The organism is Allobrachymonas wangyanguii (genome assembly GCF_045055315.1).
GTDB classification, from domain to species: Bacteria; Pseudomonadota; Gammaproteobacteria; order Burkholderiales; family Burkholderiaceae_C; genus Brachymonas; species Brachymonas wangyanguii.
In genome coordinates this window covers 1,994,518-2,012,636 of record NZ_CP173677.1, presented here as the reverse complement: position 1 = coordinate 2,012,636, position 18,119 = coordinate 1,994,518, and the positions used below count along the sequence as shown (strand labels likewise).

At 65.5% G+C, this 18,119-nt stretch carries 16 protein-coding genes; 6 read left to right on the top strand and 10 right to left on the bottom strand.

What is annotated here, in order from left to right:
• Positions 1-163: 163 nt before the first annotated feature.
• The gene (locus ACI3EV_RS09725; RefSeq protein ID WP_337690257.1) at positions 164-1,459 is read right to left on the bottom strand and encodes a multifunctional CCA addition/repair protein; all 1,296 of its coding nucleotides are present in this window, start codon (positions 1,457-1,459) and stop codon (positions 164-166) included.
• 91 nt (positions 1,460-1,550) lie between these two features.
• Between ACI3EV_RS09725 and ACI3EV_RS09720 the strand changes: the two genes are divergently transcribed.
• Entirely contained in the window at positions 1,551-2,348 is a 798-nt protein-coding gene (locus tag ACI3EV_RS09720; RefSeq protein WP_337690259.1) for an enoyl-CoA hydratase, read from the top strand.
• On the opposite strand, the gene ACI3EV_RS09715 is transcribed toward ACI3EV_RS09720, so the two are convergent.
• A complete protein-coding gene (locus tag ACI3EV_RS09715; RefSeq protein ID WP_018715297.1) occupies positions 2,349-2,831 on the bottom strand; it encodes an acyl-CoA thioesterase in 483 nt (160 codons plus the stop codon). It abuts the gene before it with no gap.
• A 187-nt stretch (positions 2,832-3,018) separates the two neighbouring features.
• On the opposite strand from ACI3EV_RS09715, the gene ACI3EV_RS09710 reads away from it, so the two are divergent.
• Complete coding sequence (locus ACI3EV_RS09710; protein WP_337690262.1) at positions 3,019-4,758, top strand: hypothetical protein; 1,740 nt, start codon at positions 3,019-3,021, stop codon at positions 4,756-4,758.
• A 52-nt stretch (positions 4,759-4,810) separates the two neighbouring features.
• Here ACI3EV_RS09710 and ACI3EV_RS09705 read toward each other — a convergent pair whose 3' ends face one another.
• Together ACI3EV_RS09705 and glmS are read right to left on the bottom strand one after the other, a co-directional pair.
• Positions 4,811-5,647 carry an undecaprenyl-diphosphate phosphatase gene (locus ACI3EV_RS09705; protein WP_026320634.1) on the bottom strand — a complete coding sequence of 279 codons (837 nt, stop codon included), beginning with the start codon at positions 5,645-5,647 and terminating at the stop codon, positions 4,811-4,813.
• A 136-nt stretch (positions 5,648-5,783) separates the two neighbouring features.
• On the bottom strand, positions 5,784-7,643 hold the full coding sequence (gene glmS / locus ACI3EV_RS09700) for a glutamine--fructose-6-phosphate transaminase (isomerizing) (protein ID WP_018716204.1): 1,860 nt from the start codon (positions 7,641-7,643) through the stop codon (positions 5,784-5,786).
• 160 nt (positions 7,644-7,803) lie between these two features.
• Here glmS and ACI3EV_RS09695 point away from each other — a divergent pair, with 160 nt between their 5' ends.
• From ACI3EV_RS09695 to ACI3EV_RS09680, 4 genes are all read left to right on the top strand, one after another.
• Entirely contained in the window at positions 7,804-8,301 is a 498-nt protein-coding gene (locus ACI3EV_RS09695) for an Lrp/AsnC family transcriptional regulator (RefSeq protein WP_018716203.1), read from the top strand.
• A 105-nt stretch (positions 8,302-8,406) separates the two neighbouring features.
• Entirely contained in the window at positions 8,407-9,354 is a 948-nt protein-coding gene (locus ACI3EV_RS09690; RefSeq protein WP_018716202.1) for a DnaJ C-terminal domain-containing protein, read from the top strand.
• 17 nt (positions 9,355-9,371) lie between these two features.
• Positions 9,372-9,719, top strand: coding sequence for a MerR family transcriptional regulator (locus tag ACI3EV_RS09685; RefSeq protein ID WP_337690267.1), 348 nt, complete (start codon positions 9,372-9,374; stop codon positions 9,717-9,719).
• Positions 9,716-10,273 (top strand): DUF924 family protein, encoded by a 558-nt coding sequence (locus tag ACI3EV_RS09680; RefSeq protein WP_329771319.1) that lies wholly within the window; start codon positions 9,716-9,718, stop codon positions 10,271-10,273. Before ACI3EV_RS09685 ends, ACI3EV_RS09680 begins: the two co-directional genes overlap by 4 nt.
• A gap of 18 nt (positions 10,274-10,291) precedes the next feature.
• Here ACI3EV_RS09680 and glmU read toward each other — a convergent pair whose 3' ends face one another.
• From glmU to ACI3EV_RS09650, 6 genes are all read right to left on the bottom strand, one after another.
• Complete coding sequence (gene glmU, locus ACI3EV_RS09675) at positions 10,292-11,665, bottom strand: bifunctional UDP-N-acetylglucosamine diphosphorylase/glucosamine-1-phosphate N-acetyltransferase GlmU (RefSeq protein ID WP_337690568.1); 1,374 nt, start codon at positions 11,663-11,665, stop codon at positions 10,292-10,294.
• Between the two features lie 54 nt (positions 11,666-11,719).
• Positions 11,720-12,268, bottom strand: a complete 549-nt coding sequence (lspA, locus tag ACI3EV_RS09670; protein WP_337690273.1) for a signal peptidase II — start codon at positions 12,266-12,268, stop codon at positions 11,720-11,722.
• The gene (ileS, locus tag ACI3EV_RS09665; RefSeq protein WP_337690275.1) at positions 12,269-15,097 is read right to left on the bottom strand and encodes an isoleucine--tRNA ligase; all 2,829 of its coding nucleotides are present in this window, start codon (positions 15,095-15,097) and stop codon (positions 12,269-12,271) included. It lies immediately after the preceding gene.
• A 105-nt stretch (positions 15,098-15,202) separates the two neighbouring features.
• A complete protein-coding gene (locus ACI3EV_RS09660; protein WP_329771316.1) occupies positions 15,203-16,258 on the bottom strand; it encodes a bifunctional riboflavin kinase/FAD synthetase in 1,056 nt (351 codons plus the stop codon).
• Between the two features lie 28 nt (positions 16,259-16,286).
• Entirely contained in the window at positions 16,287-17,132 is an 846-nt protein-coding gene (locus ACI3EV_RS09655; RefSeq protein WP_337690278.1) for a hypothetical protein, read from the bottom strand.
• Between the two features lie 93 nt (positions 17,133-17,225).
• Positions 17,226-18,002 (bottom strand): ferredoxin--NADP reductase, encoded by a 777-nt coding sequence (locus ACI3EV_RS09650; protein WP_337690280.1) that lies wholly within the window; start codon positions 18,000-18,002, stop codon positions 17,226-17,228.
• Positions 18,003-18,119 lie beyond the last annotated feature (117 nt).

Below are 18,119 nucleotides of genomic sequence, written 5' to 3'. Positions count from 1 at the left end.
AAAGGGCTAAACGGGATTCCGGAACCGGCATGGAAATGCTACCTACATTGCTAGTGTAGCGTACCCTGATCCGGACCATGGGCGGCAGCACAAGATGTCCGGCAGCCTGCTGCGTGCCGGAGCTGGACGAGGCACGCCTGCGTCGGTGTCCGCAACAGCCTTGTCAGGCCTGCCCGTCAGCGTCCTGCAGCAACTGCACGCGCGCGGCGTGGATGGCCTGGCGGATCTGTTCCCCGGGGTTGGCCGGACGCGTCCCATCCGGGGTCTGCCACTGTTGCTGCAGCTGGCGTGCGATGGCGCCTTCGTCCAGCGTGCGCAGCCGGTCCAGCGCAGCCTGCAGGCGTGCCGCCTGCGGGTAGGGGCGTTCGGCAAAACCGAGCCGACCGCGGGCATCGCATGCGCAGGCCAGCAGCACCTCGGCAAAGCGTTCCGGCTGGCGCAGCGCGTCGCAGCGCTCCAGCAGACGCACCGTGGCTACCGGTGAAAACTCCAGGCTCTGGTGGATGTTGCCGTGCTCGCGGGCCACCACTTCGGCCAGCTCGCGGCAGGCGACCGGCACGCGCAGGCGTTCGCACAGCCCGCGCAGCAGTTGCACGCTGCGCTGCTCGTGGCCGATATGGCGTGGCAGCACATCCGCCGGCGTGGTGGCCTTGCCCAGGTCGTGACACAGGCAGGCAAAGCGCACGGTCAGCGGCGTCTGCAGCCGGGCCGCCATGTCCAGCACCATTTCCAGATGCACGCCGGTATCGATTTCCGGGTGGTATTCGGCGCGCTGCGGCACACCGTACAGGGCCGCCACTTCGGGCAGGATGCGCTGCAGTGCACCGCTGGCACGCAGTTCCTGCAGCATGCGCGACGGGCGCTGCTCCAGCAGGCCGCGGCTGATTTCCTGCCAGACGCGCTCCGCCACCAGGTGATCGGCCTCGCCGTCCTCCACCATCTGCTGCATCAGTGCCAGCGTTTCCGGGGCGGTGTGGAAATCGCTGAAGCGTGCGGCAAAGCGCGCCAGGCGCAGAATGCGTACCGGATCCTCGCCAAAGGCATCGGTCACATGGCGCAGCACGCGCTGTTGCAGGTCGCGCTGGCCCTGGAACGGATCGGCCAGGTTGCCGTCTTCGGCCCGGGCGATGGCGTTGATGGTCAGGTCGCGGCGCGCCAGGTCTTCTTCCAGGGTCACGCCGGGATCGGTATGGATGGCAAAGCCCTTGTAGCCGCGCGCGGTTTTGCGTTCGGTGCGCGCCAGCGCGTATTCCTCGTGCGTGTCCGGGTGCAGGAACACCGGAAAATCCTTGCCCACCGGCACAAAGCCGTGCGCCACCATCAGCTCCGGCGTGGCCCCGACGACAACCCAGTCGTGGTCCTGCACCGGCAGGCCGAGCAGGGTATCGCGCACGGCACCACCCACCATGTAGATGCGGGCACCAGGCAGGCGGGGAAGGGCGGGTACGGCAGCGGTCATGACGGGAAAAGGCAGGTCTTGCGGGTAACAGCCCATGGCGGGCCGGAGTGTCCCAGTGTATCCTGTAGCGCGTTTTGTCACTGGAGTCCGCATGAGCAGTATCGCTACCCCCGCCGATGAACCGTATGTGCAACTGGAGCGCGCCGATGGCGTCTGCACCCTGTGGCTGAACCGCCCGCGCCAGTTCAACCCCTTGTCCGAAGCGATGATGGGGGCGCTCGAAGAGGCCCTTGCCGATATCGCTGCCGACAGCAGCATCCGCTGCGTGGTGATCGCCGCGCGCGGCAAGGCCTTCTGTGCCGGCCATGACCTGCGCGAAATGCGCAGCCAGTATCGCAAGGACTACTACCAGACCCTGTTTGCGCGCTGCGCGGCGCTGATGCAGTCGATTGTGGCGCTGCCGGTACCGGTGATTGCGCGCGTGCATGGCGTGGCCACCGCAGCCGGTTGCCAGCTGGTGGCCACCTGCGATCTGGCGGTGGCGGCAGAAGAAGCGCGCTTTGCCGTATCGGGCATCAATGTCGGCCTGTTCTGTGCCACGCCCTCGGTGGCGCTGTCGCGCAATGTGGGCGCGAAGAATGCCTTTGACATGCTGGTGACGGGCCGCTTCATCGATGCGCCCATGGCGCAGGATTGGGGCCTGGTGAACCGCGTGGTGCCGGCCGGGCAGCTCGATGCCGCGATTGCCGAGTACACCAGCAGCATCTGCGCCAAGAGCCCGGCAGCGATCCGCCACGGCAAGGCCATGTTCCAGCGCCAGCGCCAGCTGCCACTGGCCGATGCCTATGCGCTGGCAGCCGAATCGATGGCCTGCAACATGATGGAAGACGATGCCGCCGAAGGCATCGACGCCTTCCTGGAAAAGCGCAAGCCGGTGTTCAGGAGCTGATCAGGATTCCTCGCGAATCGCCGCGTAACGCTGCTCCATCTCGCGGCGCATGGTCTTGCGCAGCTCGGCGGCGGCGTAGCGGCGCTTTTCTTCCGGCGTGAACGGGCGCAGCGGCGGCACGGCGGTCGGCTTGCCGCTCTCGTCCACCGCCACCATGGTGAAGAAGCAGCTGTTGACGTGGCGCTTGTCCTGGGTGCGGATGTTTTCGGCCAGCACCTTGATGCCGATTTCCATGGAGGACGAGCCGGTGTAGTTGACGGCAGCCAGCAGCGTCACCAGTTCGCCGACGTGGATCGGTTGGCGGAATACCACCTGGTCCACGCTCAGTGTTACCACATAATGGCCGGCATAGCGGCTGGCGCAGGCAAAAGCCACCTGGTCCAGCAACTTGAGCAGATGCCCTCCGTGCACATTGCCGGAGAAGTTGGCGGTATCGGGCGTCATCAGCACGGTCATGCTGAGCTGGTGGGCAGGAAGGTCCATGGCGGTCAGGGCAGGGTCCACAAGGGATGCGTTGGCAGAAAACCCGATTGTGGCATGCCCCTGAATCCCCGGAGAGTTGTGGGTCTGGCCGTCAGGCCCGGTGCGATGCCTTGTCATGAGCTGTCCTGAAGCCTGCATAATCTGCGCCAACAATTTTCAATTTCATATGTCATCTGGAGCCAGCATCATGTCCACCCATCCTGCCCGCCGCCATGCCCGCCTGTTGAGCCTGCTCCCCCTGGCCGGCTCGCTGGGTGCCTGCAGCAGCTTTTACGACACATACCCGACTGCTGCCTCGGCGGCCTGGGCCAGCATGCGCCAGCAGCAGGAGGCGACCAGCTACCGGGTGCAGAGCGAAGTCCGGCTGGAAGATGTCGAGCTGTCGGAATCGCTGCAGGAGCTGGCCGAATCGCTGATGGGCGCAGAGGGCGAGGAGATCCTGGCCAGTGGCGAGGCGGGGACGGCGCTGGGCGCTGCGCGCGAGGCCTTGCGCGGCATGGCCGGCAAGGCTCCCGTCGATGCGTCCCGTGAGGGTGAGCCCGCGACAAGAATCGCCAAGCCGCAGCAGAAGCCTGCCGACGGCAGCGATGCAGATGCCGATGAAGACATGCTGGCCGGAATCGCGGCCGACAACCGCGAACTGGACCTGCTGGGCGTGGTGGGCAACCTGGGCAGCGGCTATCTGCACATGCTGCGCAACATCCGGTTCCAGGGCGATACCGTGGTGGATGGCAGCACTGGCCGTATCGAGCATGTGTCCGGCATGGATTACCGCACCCGCACCACCAGCCAGAGCTACCACATGCCGTTCCTGGTGGATGTGCGCAATCGCCAGCTGTACTGGGACGCCGAAGCCATCAGCATGCTGATGAACCCGGTCACGCGTGACAAGCCGATACGCATCGGTCTGGGGCCGCTGAACCGGAAGGTGGATGCGATGAAGCTGTACGGCATCCTGCGCCAGCAGCGCAGCTATGCGCTGGAACATGCCGATGCCGGAGCGATCGGCTACGAGCCGCTGGAAGACGGTCCGCAGGTGCCGGGAGCCTATCGCAAGATCCGCTACCAGGTGCCGCTGCGTACCGCGCTGCTGCAGAACCGCAATTTCCTGCGTGACAACCGGGACGGCATCGTGCAAACCGTGCGCGAAGACAGGAACCGTGAAAAGGTCGGCCAGCTGCTGGATGTGCTGGTCGGCATGGGGGGCGACCTCCAGAAGCCGTCGCAGGCAACCGCAGCTGCAGCGCAGCTCCCGGAGCAGGCTGACACTCCGGCAATGGACAGGCTCAGCGGGGACAGCGCCCCGAACGCCACGCCGGATGCCACGGTCAGCGCGGAATCCGGCAGCCACGCCGATGCGGTCGAGGACGCGCCTGGCAGCCTCGACAAGATCGTGGCGCGCACGCTGGACGATTCCACCATCACGCAGTGGCTGTGGCTGGATCGCCGCGGCCGCCTGCTGCGCGAGGACAAGCGCTACGACCTGCACCTGGGAGACGAAGAGGACTATGTGAAGGTCAAGACCATGGGCAGCAGAATCTACGGTGACGTGCCATCCGGGCCGGTGGCCAGGATCCAGCCGGAGCAGGCGGTCAGCCTGCGCGAGGCGGTCAAGGGTTCACTGATGGGCTACATGCTCGCCAGCATGCATGACGATGTCAGCGCACGCACGCAGACAGATGATGTGGCCTGGGCGGAAGACGGTGACAGCGCTCATGACGATGCCGTGGAGGCTGCCGAAGCAGCCGTGACCGCGGCCCAGGCCGCGCTTCTGGCTTCCGAGGCAGCAGACGCCGCAACGGAGGAACAGGCTGATGGTACGGTGGCTAGCCTGGAAGAAGCCCGTGCGGCGTATGCAGCGGCACGGGCGGAACAGGCGGTGGATGCGCAGGCAGCAGCCGTGGCAGAGCCGGCAGCGCAGGAGTGACAGCAGCCTGGATGACAGGCAGCCCGATGCGGCTGTCCTGTCAGGCTTGGCCTCAGGGCGTCAGCACGCCCATGTACAGCAGCAGGAACACCAGCAGGCCCAGCACGATGCGGTAGGCCACAAAGGCAAAGTAGGAGTTCCTGGAGACAAACTTCAGGAACACCACGATCACCGCATAGCCGGTGACAAAGGCGATCAGTGTGGCCAGTGCCGTCGGGCCGGGGGCAATCGGACTGCCTACCTGGAAGCTGCGCAGCAGCTGGTAGCCGCCGGACAGCAGCACCGCCGGGACCGCCAGCAGAAAGGAATAGCGCGCCGCCGCTTCCCGCGTGTAGCCCATCAGCAGGCCGGCCGTGATGGTGCCGCCCGAGCGCGAGACACCCGGAATCAGCGCCATGGCCTGCGCAAAACCGAAGATCAGGCCGTCGCGCCAGCTCAGTTCGGCCAGCGTCTGGCGCTGTTTGGCTATGCGGTCGGCCAGCCACAGGAACAGGCTGAACACGATCAGCATGGTGGCGGTGATGTAGAGGTTGCGCAAATGGGTTTCGATCGCGTCCTTGAACAGCAGGCCCAGAATGGCAATCGGCAGGGTACCCAGCAGGATCAGCCAGCCCATGCGCGCATCGGCATCCATGTGCCGGCCCTTGCTCAGCACCGATTGCCACCAGGACTTGAGAATCGCCCACAGCTCATGGCGGAAATAGATCAGCACCGCCGCTTCGGTGCCGATCTGGGTGATGGCGGTAAACGCCGCGCCTGGGTCACCACCCGAAGGCAGCAGCGGACCGACAATGCGCAGGTGTGCGCTGGAAGAAATCGGCAGGAATTCGGTGAGTCCCTGCAGCAGGCCGAGGAAGGCGGCTTCTGCGTAGGCGGCAAGAGAGGTCATGGTATGGAGGGTTCGGCTACGGAAAATGCCGCAACGCAGCATGAGGCTGGTGCGGCAGGGCTCATCATACGCAAAGATGGAGCGGGCTGACAGGGGCAGGGCGTGTGCATGCCCGGCCCGCGTCAGCGCTGGTGGCTTATTCCACCGTCACGCTCTTGGCCAGGTTGCGCGGCTTGTCCACGTCCGTGCCCTTGGCCACGGCCGTGTGGTAGGCCAGCAGCTGCAACGGCAGCACGTGCAGGATCGGGCTCAGGCTGCCGTAGTGCTCGGGCATGCGGATCACGTGCATGCCTTCCTCGCTGCGGATCTGGCTGTCGGCATCGGCCAGCACATACAGCACACCGCCACGGGCACGCACTTCCTGCATATTGCTCTTGAGCTTGTCGATCAGCTCGTCATTCGGGGCAACCACCACCACCGGCATGGCATCGGTGATCAGTGCCAGCGGGCCGTGCTTGAGTTCGCCGGCGGGGTAGGCCTCGGCGTGGATGTAGCTGATTTCCTTCAGCTTGAGCGCACCTTCCAGCGCAATCGGGTAGTGCATGCCACGACCGAGGAAAATCGCGTTGTCCTTGCTGGCAAAGTCTTCCGACCACTGGATCACCTGCGGCTCCAGCGCCAGCACCGACTGGATGGCCACCGGCAGGTGACGCATGCGCTGCAGGTATTCTTCCTGCTTGGCGGCGGGGATCGTGCCCTTGATCTGGCCAATCACCTGCGTCAGCAGGAACAGTGCCGCCAGCTGGGTGGTGAATGCCTTGGTCGAGGCCACGCCAATCTCCACGCCGGCGCGCGTGATGTAGTGCAGCTTGCACTCGCGCACCATGGCGCTGGTTGCCACGTTGCAGATCGTCAGGGTTTGCGTCATGCCCAGCGACTTGGCGTGACGCAACGCGGCCAGGGTGTCGGCGGTTTCGCCGCTCTGGCTGATGGTGACCACCAGCGTCTTCGGATGGGGCACGCTGGTGCGGTAGCGGTACTCGCTGGCAATTTCCACATCGCAGGGCACGCCGGCGATGGCTTCCAGCCAGTATTTGGCGGTGCAGCCGCTGTAATAGCTGGTGCCACAGGACAGGATCAGCACGCGCTCGATGTCACGGAACACGTTGGCGGCTTCGTCACCGAACAGCGTCGGCGCAAAGGCCTCGATGCCTTCCAGCGTATCGGCCAACGCACGCGGCTGCTCGAAGATTTCCTTCTGCATGTAGTGGCGGTAGGGGCCGAGTTCGGCGGCACCGCTGTGCGCGTGCACCGTCTTTACCGGACGGTCGGCTGCTTCCAGGCGCTGACCGGCGTTTTCGATCCAGTACTTGCCTGGCTGCAGGTCGATCACGTCGCCTTCTTCCAGATAGACGATCTGGTCGGTCACGCCGGCCAGTGCCATGGCATCGCTGGCCAGGTAGTTGGAGCCGTCGGCCGCCAGGCCCAGGATCAGCGGCGAACCGGCGCGGCCACCAATCACGCGATTCGGCTCGTCACGCGCGATCACTGCCACGGCATAGGCGCCGTGCAGGCGCGCCAGCGCTTCCTTCACCGCCACGAACAGGTCGCCGTCGTAGACGGAATCGATCAGGTGGGCAATCACCTCGGTATCGGTCTGGCTGTCAAACTGGTAGCCCTTGGCACGCAGTTCGGCGCGCAGCTCCTCGTGGTTTTCGATGATGCCGTTGTGCACCAGCGCGATACGCGCCTTGCCTTCGACGGCAGCCCCTTCGGCCTGCGGGCCAAAGCTGAAATGCGGGTGTGCGTTGTGCGTGGCCGGCACGCCGTGCGTGGCCCAGCGCGTGTGCGCGATGCCGGTATAGCCGCCCAGGCCATCCTGCTGCACCTGCTCCAGCAGCTCGGCGACACGGGCCGTGCTGCGGGCGCGCTTCAGACCGTCATTCCAGACAGCCACGCCGCAGGAGTCATAGCCGCGGTACTCCAGGCGTTGCAAGCCCTGCACCAGCACCGGCACCACATTGTTCGAACCCACACCAGCAACGATTCCGCACATTCTTCTTCTCCAAGGTTGAGCGGCGGGCCCGGTGGGCACGCCAATCCCCCATGATAGGGGTTGGCGGGAAAAACAATCGTTCAAATTTCACAAAAAATGAAAGATAATTTCATGAAAACAGTGAAGTGAATTTATCTTTCAAAATAGCAGGTAAATTGAAATGGATGATCGCGTGGAACTCGATGCCAGTGACTGGCGCATTCTCCAGCAGCTGCAGCAGGATGCCAGCCTGAGCAACCAGGCACTGGCCGAGCGCTGCCACCTGACACCCCCCACCTGCCTGCGCCGCGTGCGCCGTTTGCAGCAGCTCGGCCTGATCGAGCGCACCGTGGCCGTGCTCGGGGCCGATGCGCTGCGCCGGCATACCGGGGCCGGGCTGACGGCGATTGTCGAGGTCACGCTGGACGTGCAGGCCGAAGAGCGCCAGTCCGCCTTCGAGGCACTGGCGGTGCAGGAAAGCGCCGTGCAGCAGTGCTACCGCACCTCGCCCGGGCCGGACTTTGTGCTGATCATCACCGTGGCCGACATGCCGGCCTTCATGGCCTTGAGCCAGCGCCTGTTCAGCCAGCAGGCCAATGTGCGTAATGTGCGCTCCTTCTTCAGCCTGCGCCGCGCCAAGTTCGGCACCAGCCTGCCACTGCCCCTGGCCGACAACTGAAATCCGCCCTGTAGGTCTGATCCGATTGACATCGGCCGGCTTGTCCCCATGTAATGGGGCAAGGCGCAGCAGTGTGTTGCGCATACTATCCAGGAGCTGTTGCACATGGAGTTCAAGGATTACTACCAGGTGCTGGGCGTCGACAAGAGCGCCAGCGCCGACGACATCAAGAAGGCCTACCGCAAGCTGGCCCGCAAATACCATCCGGACGTCAGCAAGGAAGCCGACGCCGATGCCCGCATGGCCGAGATCAACGAGGCCAATACCGTGCTGTCCGATCCCGAGAAGCGCGCCGCCTACGACCAGGCCGGCGCGCAGCCGCAGGGCGGCGGCCACTACCAGCCGCCACCGGGCTGGGATGCCGGCTACAGCTGGCGCGAAGGCGATTTCCACAGCGGCGGCGAAGGCCGGTACAGCGATTTCTTCGAGCAGATGTTCGGTCAGGCGGCGCACGCCGGCCGCGCACAGCGCCAGCAGCGTCCCAGCGCCATGCGCGGGGAGGATTTGCATGCCAGCATCGAACTGGAGCTGCGCGATGCCTACCAGGGCACCGAACGCACCATCACGCTGCAGAGCGCCCGCCTGACGGACGACGGTCAGGTGGTGCCGGAGCAGCGCAGCCTGCAGGTCAGGATTCCCAAGGGCGTACGCGAAGGCCAGCTGATCCGGCTGGCCGGGCAGGGGGGGCCGGGCTTTGGTGGCGCTGCCAATGGCGATGTGCTGCTGGAAGTCCGTTTCCGCCCCGATGCGCGCTGGCGCGTGGAAGGCAAGGACGTGACGCAACGTGTACGCGTCTCGCCCTGGGAAGCTGCCATGGGCGGCGATATCCAGGTCAACACGCCGTCCGGCAGCACGGTGGAAGTGACCGTGCCGGCGGGATCGGGCAGCGGCCGCAAGCTGCGCCTGAGGGGGCGCGGCATTCCGGCAGCCGAACCCGGTGATCTGTATCTGGAGCTGGAGCCGGCGATTCCCGGTGCCGTGACCGATGAACAACGTGCGGCCTGGGAGGCCCTGGCCAAGGCCTATCCCGGCTTCAACCCGCGCCTGGCCTGAGCAAGGAGAGATTGACGATGGCACACCTGACCACCACCATCCCCGTGCCGGCAGACCTGACCGAGCTGCTGGCCGACCATTCCCTGACCCTGCAGGAGCTGGCACGCGCCTGCCGCATGGCACCCGAGTGGGTGCACGAACGCGTGCACGAAGGCGTGATCGGCATCACGCAGACCAGCAGCGATCCGCGTGTGCTGGCCGATGACCAGGGCAGCTGGCGCTTTTCCTGCACCATGGTGCTGCGCGCGCGCCGCATCGCCGATCTGGAACGCCAGTTCGAGGCCGACCCGCAGCTGGCGGCCCTCACCGTGGACCTGATGGAAGAAGTGGCGCGGCTGCGCCGCCAGCTGGAGCGTCTGGCATGAACCGGCCTGATCTGCCCGATGCCGAAGCGGTGCTGCGCTTCTGGTTCGAGGAGACCACGCCGAAGCAGTGGTTTGCAGTCGATGCCGCCTTTGATGCGCTGATTGCCGAGCGCTTTGGCGCGCTGCTGCAGGCGGCCAGCCAGGGCGAGCTAGCGCACTGGCGCGACAGCATCCGTGGCCGGCTGGCCGAGATCATCGTGCTGGACCAGTTCTCGCGCAATGTCTATCGGGGGACGGCGCAGGCCTTTGCCCAGGACGCGCAGGCGCTGGTGCTGGCGCAGGAAGCGGTGGCCGCCACGCTGGACCGGGCCTTGCCGCCGCCGCAGCGTGCCTTTCTCTACCTGCCGTACATGCACAGCGAGTCGGCCGTCATCCAGCAGCAGTCCGTGCAGCTGTTTGACCAGCCGGGGCTGGAAGACAACTACCGCTTTGCGTTGCACCACCGCGACATCATCGAACGCTTTGGCCGCTATCCGCATCGCAATGCGCAGCTCGGACGTGTTTCCACGCCCGAGGAGTTGGCCTTCCTGCAGCAGCCGGGATCGAGTTTCTGACGCAGCTGGCCGCGCGGCTTACTTCTGGATCTTGGCCGGACGCGTGTAGTTCTCTTTCAGCGTCAGGCGGCCGCGCACCACGCTCAGCGCATTCGCCGGCGTGTCCTTGCTGACCGCGCTGCCGGCACCCACGGTGCCGCCGGCGCCGATGGTGACCGGGGCCACCAGCACGCTGTTGCTGCCGATATGCACATCGGCCTCGATCACGGTGCGGTGCTTGTTGGCGCCGTCATAGTTGGCGGTGATGCTGCCGGCGCCGTAGTTGACGCGTTCGCCCACGGTGGCATCGCCCAGGTAGGCCAGGTGGTTCGCCTTGGCCCCCTTGGCCAGGGTGGAGTTCTTCACCTCGACGAAGTTGCCGATGTGCACTTCCTCGGCCAGTTCGGCACCGGGGCGCAGGCGCGCAAACGGGCCGATCAGGCTGCCGGCACCAACTTGCACCGGCTGCTTGCCGCCATCGATATGGGTGAACGGGCTGATGACGACATCGTCACCAATCGTGCAGTTGGCCAGCACGCAATGTGCGCCGATCTTCACACGGTTGCCCAGCGTCACGCTGCCTTCAAACACGCAGCCGACGTCGATATCCACGTCCTGGCCACACTGCAGCGTGCCACGCACGTCAAAGCGCGCCGGATCGCGCAGGCGCACGCCATCGGCCATCAGGCGGCGCGCCTGGCGCTGCTGGTATTCGCGCTCCAGCTCGGCCAGTTGCTGCGGGCTGTTGACGCCGGCAACCTGCACCGCGTCGTGGATCATGTGGGCCTTCACCGGCACGCCATCGGCCACCGCCAGCTTGACCACGTCGGTCAGGTAGTACTCCTGCTGGGCGTTGTGGTTGTCGATACGGCCCAGCCATTGGCGCATCAGGCGCGTCGGTGCCGCCATGATGCCGCTGTAGATTTCCTTGACCAGCAGTTCCTGCGGCTTGCCGTCCTTCTGCTCGACGATGCGGTTGACCTCGCCATCGGGGTTGCGCAGCACGCGGCCATAGCCAAACGGGTTGTCCATGGTCAGCGTCAGCAGTGCCAGGCATTCGTCGCTGCACACTTCCAGCAGCTGCTGGATGGTGTCGGCCTCGGTCAGTGGCACGTCGCCGGACAGTACCACCATCACGCCGTCATCGTCCAGCACCGGCAGCGCCTGCTGCACGGCATGGCCGGTGCCCAGCTGCGGCATCTGGCGCACGAATTCGCGGCGCGGTGCGGCCTCATCCGTCTGCAGCAGGGCGGCTTCGACTTGTTCGGCGCCATGGCCGGTGATTACCACCACCTTGCGTGCCTGCAGCTGCGCGGCGGTATCGAGCACGTGCTGCACCAGACCCTGGTGCGCCAGTTGTTGCAGCACCTTGGGCGTGGCGCTTTTCATGCGGGTGCCCTTGCCGGCAGCCATGATGACGATATCGAGAGGCTTATTGTTCACGGGAAACTCCTTGCAGGTTCGGCGTCAGCGCGCCCCACGGCGCACGCGCAGGACTTCATCCAGGATCAGGCAGATCGCGCCAATCGTGATGGCCGTATCGGCGATATTGAAAGCGGGGAAGTGGCCGCGGTAGAACAGCGGCTCCAGAAAGCGCCAGTGGAAGTCCAGAAAGTCCACCACATAGCCGTGCAGCACGCGGTCCAGCACGTTGCCAATGGCACCGCCCAGCAGGCTGGCCATGGCAAAGCTGAACAGGCGCTGGCCCGGATGGCGCACCAGCATATAGACCATGAAGCTGGCCGCCAGGATGCCGATGCCCATGAAGAACCAGCGTTGCCAACCACCGGCACCGGCCAGGAAGGAGAAGGCGGCGCCGTAGTTGTGCACCCGCACCACGTTGAAGAAGCTGGTGACATAGGTGCTGTCGCCGAGCTGGTAGTGGCCCAGGATCAGGAACTTGGTGAACTGGTCAAACAGGAACCAGAGCGCCGCAATGCCCAGCCACATGACCAGGCTGTCGCGGGAGCCCCGGATCGGGCGGCGCTTGCTGTTGCGCGATCGCGTGGCCGCCATTTATGCAAACTCCCGCTGTTCGCCGGCGCCGTACAGGTTGCTGCTGCAGCGGCCGCAAATCGTCGGGTGTTCGACATCGCTGCCGACGTCATCGCGGTAATGCCAGCAGCGCTCGCATTTCTGCGCGCCGGATGGCGTGACCGTGATCGCCAGCGCTTCGCCGGCCTGCAGCGTCACCTTCGAGGTGATGAAGATGAACTTCAGGTCTTCGCCCAGGCTGTGCAGCAGCGCCAGGTCATCGGCCGCGGCGGTCACGGTCAGCTCGGCCTGCAGCGAGGCACCGACCTGGCCTTGCTCACGCACGGCCTCGATCTCTTTCAGTGCGGCGGCGCGGATCTCCAGCAGGCGTTCCCACTTGGCGTCCAGGGCAGCATCGGGTGCCGGCAGCTGGCAGTATTCCTCGATAAAGATCGAATCGCTGCTGCCGATGATGGCCCAGGCCTCCTCGGCGGTAAAGCTGAGGAACGGTGCCATCCAGCGCAGCATGGCGTGCGTGATCTGGTGCAGCGCGGTCTGGGCGCTGCGGCGAGCACGGCTGTCCACCTGCGTGGTGTACAGGCGGTCCTTGAGCACGTCCAGGTAGAAGCCGCCCAGGAACTCGCTGCAGAAATGCTGCAGCTTGGCCACGACCGGGTGGAATTCGTAGACTTCGTAGTGCGCCAGGATGTCGGCCTGCAGGGCAGCAGCGTGGCTCAGCGCATGGCGATCGACCTCGAACAGCTGCTCGTGCGGCACGGACTGCGTGGCGGCATCGAAATCGCTGATGTTGGCCATCAGGAAGCGCAGCGTGTTGCGGATGCGGCGGTAGGCATCGACCACGCGCGCCAGGATCTTGTCGTCGATCGCCAGGTCGCCGGAATAGTCGGTGCTGGCCACCCACAGGCGGATGATTTCCGCGCCGAGCTTGTCGCTCACGCTCTGCGGTGCCACCACGTTGCCGACCGACTTGCTCATCTTGCGGCCCTGGCCGTCGACAGTAAAGCCGTGCGTCAGCAGGCCTTTGTAGGGCGCGCGGCCATCGGTGGCGCAGGCGGTCAGCAGCGAGCTGTGGAACCAGCCGCGGTGCTGGTCATGGCCTTCCAGGTACAGGTCGGCCGGGAATTGCAGCAGGCCGGCATGGCTGCCGCGCAGCACGTGCAGGTGCGTGGTGCCGGAATCGAACCAGACGTCCAGCGTGTCGTTGACCTTGCTGTAATGCTGGGCATCATCGGCGCCCAGGATCTCTTCGGCCGTGACCTTGCTCCAGGCCTCGATGCCGCCTTGCTCGACCATCTGCGCTGCCTGCTCCATGATCTCCATGGTGCGCGGGTGCAGCTCGCCGCTGTCCTTGTGGATGAAGAAGGGCAGCGGCACACCCCAGTTGCGCTGGCGGCTGATGCACCAGTCCGGGCGGTTGGCAATCATGTCGCGCAGGCGCGCCTGGCCGTTTTCTGGGTAGAAGCTGGTCTGCTCGATCGCGTCCAGTGCCGTCTCGCGCAGGCTACGGGCGGCCTTGTCGGTCGTGAACACGCCTTCGCCTTCGTCCATGCGCACAAACCACTGGGCGGCAGCGCGGTAGATCACCGGCGTCTTGTGGCGCCAGCAATGCGGGTAGCTGTGGCTGATGGTGTGCTCGGCAAACAGGCGGCCGGCCTGGCGCAGCGTGTCGATGATCACCGGCACCGCCTTCCAGATGTGCTGGCCGCCGAACAGCGGGAAATCGGCCTCGTAGGTGCCGTTGCCGGTGACCGGGTTCAGGATCTCGTCGTAGCGCATGCCATGGCTGATGCAGCTCTGGAAGTCATCCAGGCCATAGGCCGGCGCAGCGTGCACGATACCGGTACCGTCGGCATCGGTGGCGTAGTCGGCCAGGTAGATCGGGGCGGTGCGGCGGTAGCCGGCGTCCACATCGTGCAGCGGGTGCTCGAAGCGCAGCGATTCCAGTGCGCGACCCTTCGCCGTGCCGACCAGCTCGCCCTGCAGGCCGTAGCGTTCCAGGCACTGGCTCACCAGCGAGCTGGCCAGCAGCAGGTAGCCGCGCTCGGTATGCACCAGCGCGTAGTCCAGCTCCGGGTTGACGTTCAGCGCCTGGTTGGCGGGAATCGTCCAGGCGGTGGTGGTCCAGATCAGCACATAGGCCGGCTCGTTCAGCGTCGCCAGGCCGAAGGCGGCAGCGAGCTTTTCCGGTTCGGCGCAGCGGAAGGCCACGTCCAGCGCCTGGCTCTTCTTGTCGGCGTATTCGATCTCGAACTCGGCCAGCGAGGAACCGCAGTCAAAGCACCAGTAGACCGGCTTCAGACCGCGGTAGACAAAGCCGCGCTCCATGATCTTGCGCAGCGCACGGATCTCGTTCGCCTCGTTGGCGAAGTCCATCGTCTTGTACGGATTGTCCCAGGCACCGAGCACGCCCAGGCGCTTGAAGTCGGCCATCTGGCTGGCGATCTGCTCGGTGGCGTAGGCGCGGCTCTTGGCCTGCACCTCGTCGCGCGGCAGGTTGCGGCCAAACAGCTTCTCGACCTGGTTCTCGATCGGCAGGCCGTGGCAGTCCCAGCCTGGCACGTAGATCGCGTCCAGGCCCTTGAGCTGGCGCGCCTTGACGATCATGTCCTTCAGGATCTTGTTGACGGCGTGGCCGATGTGGATCTGGCCGTTGGCGTAGGGCGGGCCGTCATGCAGCACGAACTTGTCGCGGCCGGCGCGGGCGGCACGCAGCTTGGCGTGCAGGCCGCTGTCTTCCCACTGTTTCACCCAGTCGGGTTCGCGCTTGGGCAGGTTGCCGCGCATCGGGAACGGGGTATCGGGCAGGTTCAGGGTCTTGCTGTAATCGGTCTTGTTGTCGGTATCGGACATGGGGGGGTTCCTGGGGCTGCAGGGCCGCTGGCCGGCCTGGCGGGGGAAAGGGGGGACGCAGGGTGCAGGGCACGGCAACTGCCGCGCCTGCGGAGCTGGGCAGCGTCAAATTCGGTCGCGTGTGGTCTGGCGGCGCGTTTCGCTGTGGCGGTCGGCAAACCAGGCGCGCGCGTCGGCGCAGTCCTGGGCAATACCCTGACGCAGGGCAGCCAGACCATCGTATTTGCGCTCGTCGTGCAGTTTGTGCAGCAGGTCCACGCGGATGATTTTACCGTAGCCATAGCCATCGGGCAGGTCGTCGGGCCATTCGAGGCAGAAGGTCTCGAGCAGCACGCGGCCGCCATTGACATCGTTCGGATCGAGCGAGGGGCGTATGCCCAGGTTGGCCACGCCGGGCAGCACGCGGCCATCGTCAAACAGGCCGGTCACTTCGACCACGAAAATGCCGCTGGCCGCCGGCTTCCAGTGCGAGAAGCGCAGGTTGAGTGTGGGGAAATCCAGTTCGCGTCCGAGCTTGCGGCCATGCACCACGTGACCACTGATGCTGTACGGGCGACCCAGCAGCCAGGCAGCCTCGTTCATGTCGCCGCGTGCCAGCGCCGCGCGCACCTCGGTGCTGCTGACGCGGATGCCGGGCTCGGACGGCAGCGGCTCGTGTGGCTGCAGCGGGCGTGACACCTCGTAGCTGTTCATGCGCGCCACCTCAAAGCCCAGTTCGCGGCCCATGGCATCGAGCATGGCGTAATCGCCGGCGCGCCTGGCACCAAAGCGGAAGTCATCGCCGACCAGCACATACTGCGCGCGCAGGCCTTCTACCAGCACCTTGCGGATGAACACCTCGGGCGGCAGCGAAGAGAATTCGGCATTGAAGGGCACGACCACGGTCTGGTCGATGCCATTGTTGGACAGCTCGCACAGCTTGTCGCGCAGCGTGGCAATGCGCGCTGGCGCCAGCTCCGGGTTCTGGAACTGCTCGGCAAAAAAGTCGCGCGGGTGCGGCTCGAAGGTCATGGCGCAGCTGGGCAGGCCGCGGTGGCGCGCCTCGTTGCGCAGCAGTGCCAGCATGGCCTGGTGGCCACGGTGCACGCCGTCAAAATTGCCGATGGTAAGGGCGCACGGCGGTGCGTCCGGCGGGAGGCGGTAGCCACGGAAGATCTTCATGGCTGGCTATTATCCCACCGTGATCCGCTCAGCGCGGCGTGGACGGCTGCGGCGCCGTCAGCAGCTGCTGGTATTCCTTGGCCAGCGCGCTGCAACCCTCGGCCGTGCCGTGCTGTTCTGCCTGCAGCAGCAGTGGCCGGTCCCAGCCGCTCTGGTACTGGCGGCGCAGCTGGCGGATGTCATAGCCATGCGCCAGTGCCTGGCGTGCGGCATCGAAGGCCGGGGCAGGTTGGCCCGGCTGGCAGGCAGCCAGCGCGATGCGCAGCGGAATCAGGCTGCGCGCGGTGTTTTCCAGCGTCTGCGCCTTGATATCGGTCGGGGCTGGCACTGCCTCCCAGGCGTAGGCCTGCCACTGGCTGGCCGCGGCTGCATCCTGGCGGCGTGCGGCCGATAGCGCCAGCGCTTCGGCCGCCTGCAGGCGCAGCATGGCTGGCTGTTGCGCGGCGGTGGGTGCCTGTAGCGCCGTGCCGAGCGATTGCTCCAGCCGCGCCGCCAGGCCAGCCGGCTGCTGCGGCATGCGCACCAGCGTGGCCAGCGCCAGCTGCTGCGCCTTGAGTGTCAGCGTATCTTGCGGTATCTGATCCAGCCAGGGCTGCAGGCGCTGCAGCAGGCGCTCTCCGCGTTGCTGCTGTTGCGCCAGGTCACCAAACTCGGCGCCATCATGCAACTGGTGCGCGGCGACTGCCACACGCGTGCGCGGCACGTCCGCTACGGCACCATAGCCGGGCAGCTGGGTCACCCACCAGGCCAGGTTCATCGCCAGGCCGCCGGGTTCCTGGTGCTGCTCCAGCGCCTCGATCGCCTGGCGCGAACCATAGACCGGCAAGGCCAGCGCGATCAGCACGGCCAGCAGAATAAGCAGGATTTTTTTCATGACGGGGATTATCGCCTTGTGGCAGGACAGAAACGACACAGCCCGGCGATGCAGGCATCGGCCGGGCTGTCGGGAAAGGACAGTCGCGCGGGATCAGCTTTCCACGAAGGCGCGTTCGATCACGAAGTCGCCCGGTGTGGTGGTGTTGCCTTCCTTGAAGCCGCGTGCCTCGCACAGTGCCTTCAGGTCGCGCAACATATGCGGAGAACCGCAGATCATGACGCGGTCGGTTTCCGGGTTCAGCTCGGGCAGGCCCAGCTCGCGGGCCATTTGGCCGCTTTCGATCAGGGTGGTGATGCGGCCTTCGCGTTCGAACGGCTCGCGCGAGACGGTCGGGTAGTAGACCAGCTGTTCACGCACGATCTCGCCGAGGAACTCGTGCTCGGGCAGCTCCTGGGTGATGTAGTCGCGGTAGGCCAGCTCGTTGATGAAGCGCACGCCGTGTACCAGCACCACTTTCTCGAAGCGTTCATAGGTTTCCGGATCACGGATGATGGACATCCAGGGTGCCAGGCCGGTGCCGGTACCGAGCAGGTACAGGTTCTTGGCCGGCAGCAGGTAGTCGATCAGCAGCGTGCCGGTGGGCTTCTTGCCAACGATGATGGTGTCGCCTTCCTTGATGTGCTGCAGCTGGCTGGTCAGCGGACCATCCTGCACCTTGATGCTCAGGAACTCCAGATACTCTTCGTAGTTGGCGCTGGCGATGCTGTAGGCGCGCAGCAGCGGCTTGCCGTTGGGTTGCTTCAGGCCGATCATGGTGAAGTGGCCGTTGGAGAAACGCAGCGCGGTGTCACGCGTGGTGGTAAAGCTGAACAGGGTGTCGGTCCAGTGGTGCACGGACAGGACTTTTTCTTCTAGGAAGGCGCTCATGATGATGAAAAAGGGTGGCTCTGGCTGCCATCCGGTGGTTAGGGGAATCCTATATTGTCCTTTACTTGCCACTTCAGGTAAAGCACAAGCATATAAGCCAAACGAATAAGACGCACG

What these genes read in the sequence shown, in the direction of transcription:
- ileS (WP_337690275.1), bottom strand. Translation starts at nt 15,097, where the DNA reads ATGTCCGATACCGACAACAAGACCGATTACAGCAAGACCCTGAACCTG.
- ACI3EV_RS09650 (WP_337690280.1), bottom strand. Translation starts at nt 18,002, where the DNA reads ATGAGCGCCTTCCTAGAAGAAAAAGTCCTGTCCGTGCACCACTGGACC.
- glmU (WP_337690568.1), bottom strand. Translation starts at nt 11,665, where the DNA reads ATGGCTGCCGGCAAGGGCACCCGCATGAAAAGCGCCACGCCCAAGGTG.
- glmS (WP_018716204.1), bottom strand. Translation starts at nt 7,643, where the DNA reads ATGTGCGGAATCGTTGCTGGTGTGGGTTCGAACAATGTGGTGCCGGTG.
- ACI3EV_RS09660 (WP_329771316.1), bottom strand. Translation starts at nt 16,258, where the DNA reads ATGAAGATCTTCCGTGGCTACCGCCTCCCGCCGGACGCACCGCCGTGC.
- ACI3EV_RS09705 (WP_026320634.1), bottom strand. Translation starts at nt 5,647, where the DNA reads ATGACCTCTCTTGCCGCCTACGCAGAAGCCGCCTTCCTCGGCCTGCTG.
- ACI3EV_RS09710 (WP_337690262.1), top strand. Translation starts at nt 3,019, where the DNA reads ATGTCCACCCATCCTGCCCGCCGCCATGCCCGCCTGTTGAGCCTGCTC.
- ACI3EV_RS09690 (WP_018716202.1), top strand. Translation starts at nt 8,407, where the DNA reads ATGGAGTTCAAGGATTACTACCAGGTGCTGGGCGTCGACAAGAGCGCC.
- ACI3EV_RS09720 (WP_337690259.1), top strand. Translation starts at nt 1,551, where the DNA reads ATGAGCAGTATCGCTACCCCCGCCGATGAACCGTATGTGCAACTGGAG.
- ACI3EV_RS09655 (WP_337690278.1), bottom strand. Translation starts at nt 17,132, where the DNA reads ATGAAAAAAATCCTGCTTATTCTGCTGGCCGTGCTGATCGCGCTGGCC.
- ACI3EV_RS09685 (WP_337690267.1), top strand. Translation starts at nt 9,372, where the DNA reads ATGGCACACCTGACCACCACCATCCCCGTGCCGGCAGACCTGACCGAG.
- lspA (WP_337690273.1), bottom strand. Translation starts at nt 12,268, where the DNA reads ATGGCGGCCACGCGATCGCGCAACAGCAAGCGCCGCCCGATCCGGGGC.
- ACI3EV_RS09680 (WP_329771319.1), top strand. Translation starts at nt 9,716, where the DNA reads ATGAACCGGCCTGATCTGCCCGATGCCGAAGCGGTGCTGCGCTTCTGG.
- ACI3EV_RS09695 (WP_018716203.1), top strand. Translation starts at nt 7,804, where the DNA reads ATGGATGATCGCGTGGAACTCGATGCCAGTGACTGGCGCATTCTCCAG.
- ACI3EV_RS09715 (WP_018715297.1), bottom strand. Translation starts at nt 2,831, where the DNA reads ATGGACCTTCCTGCCCACCAGCTCAGCATGACCGTGCTGATGACGCCC.
- ACI3EV_RS09725 (WP_337690257.1), bottom strand. Translation starts at nt 1,459, where the DNA reads ATGACCGCTGCCGTACCCGCCCTTCCCCGCCTGCCTGGTGCCCGCATC.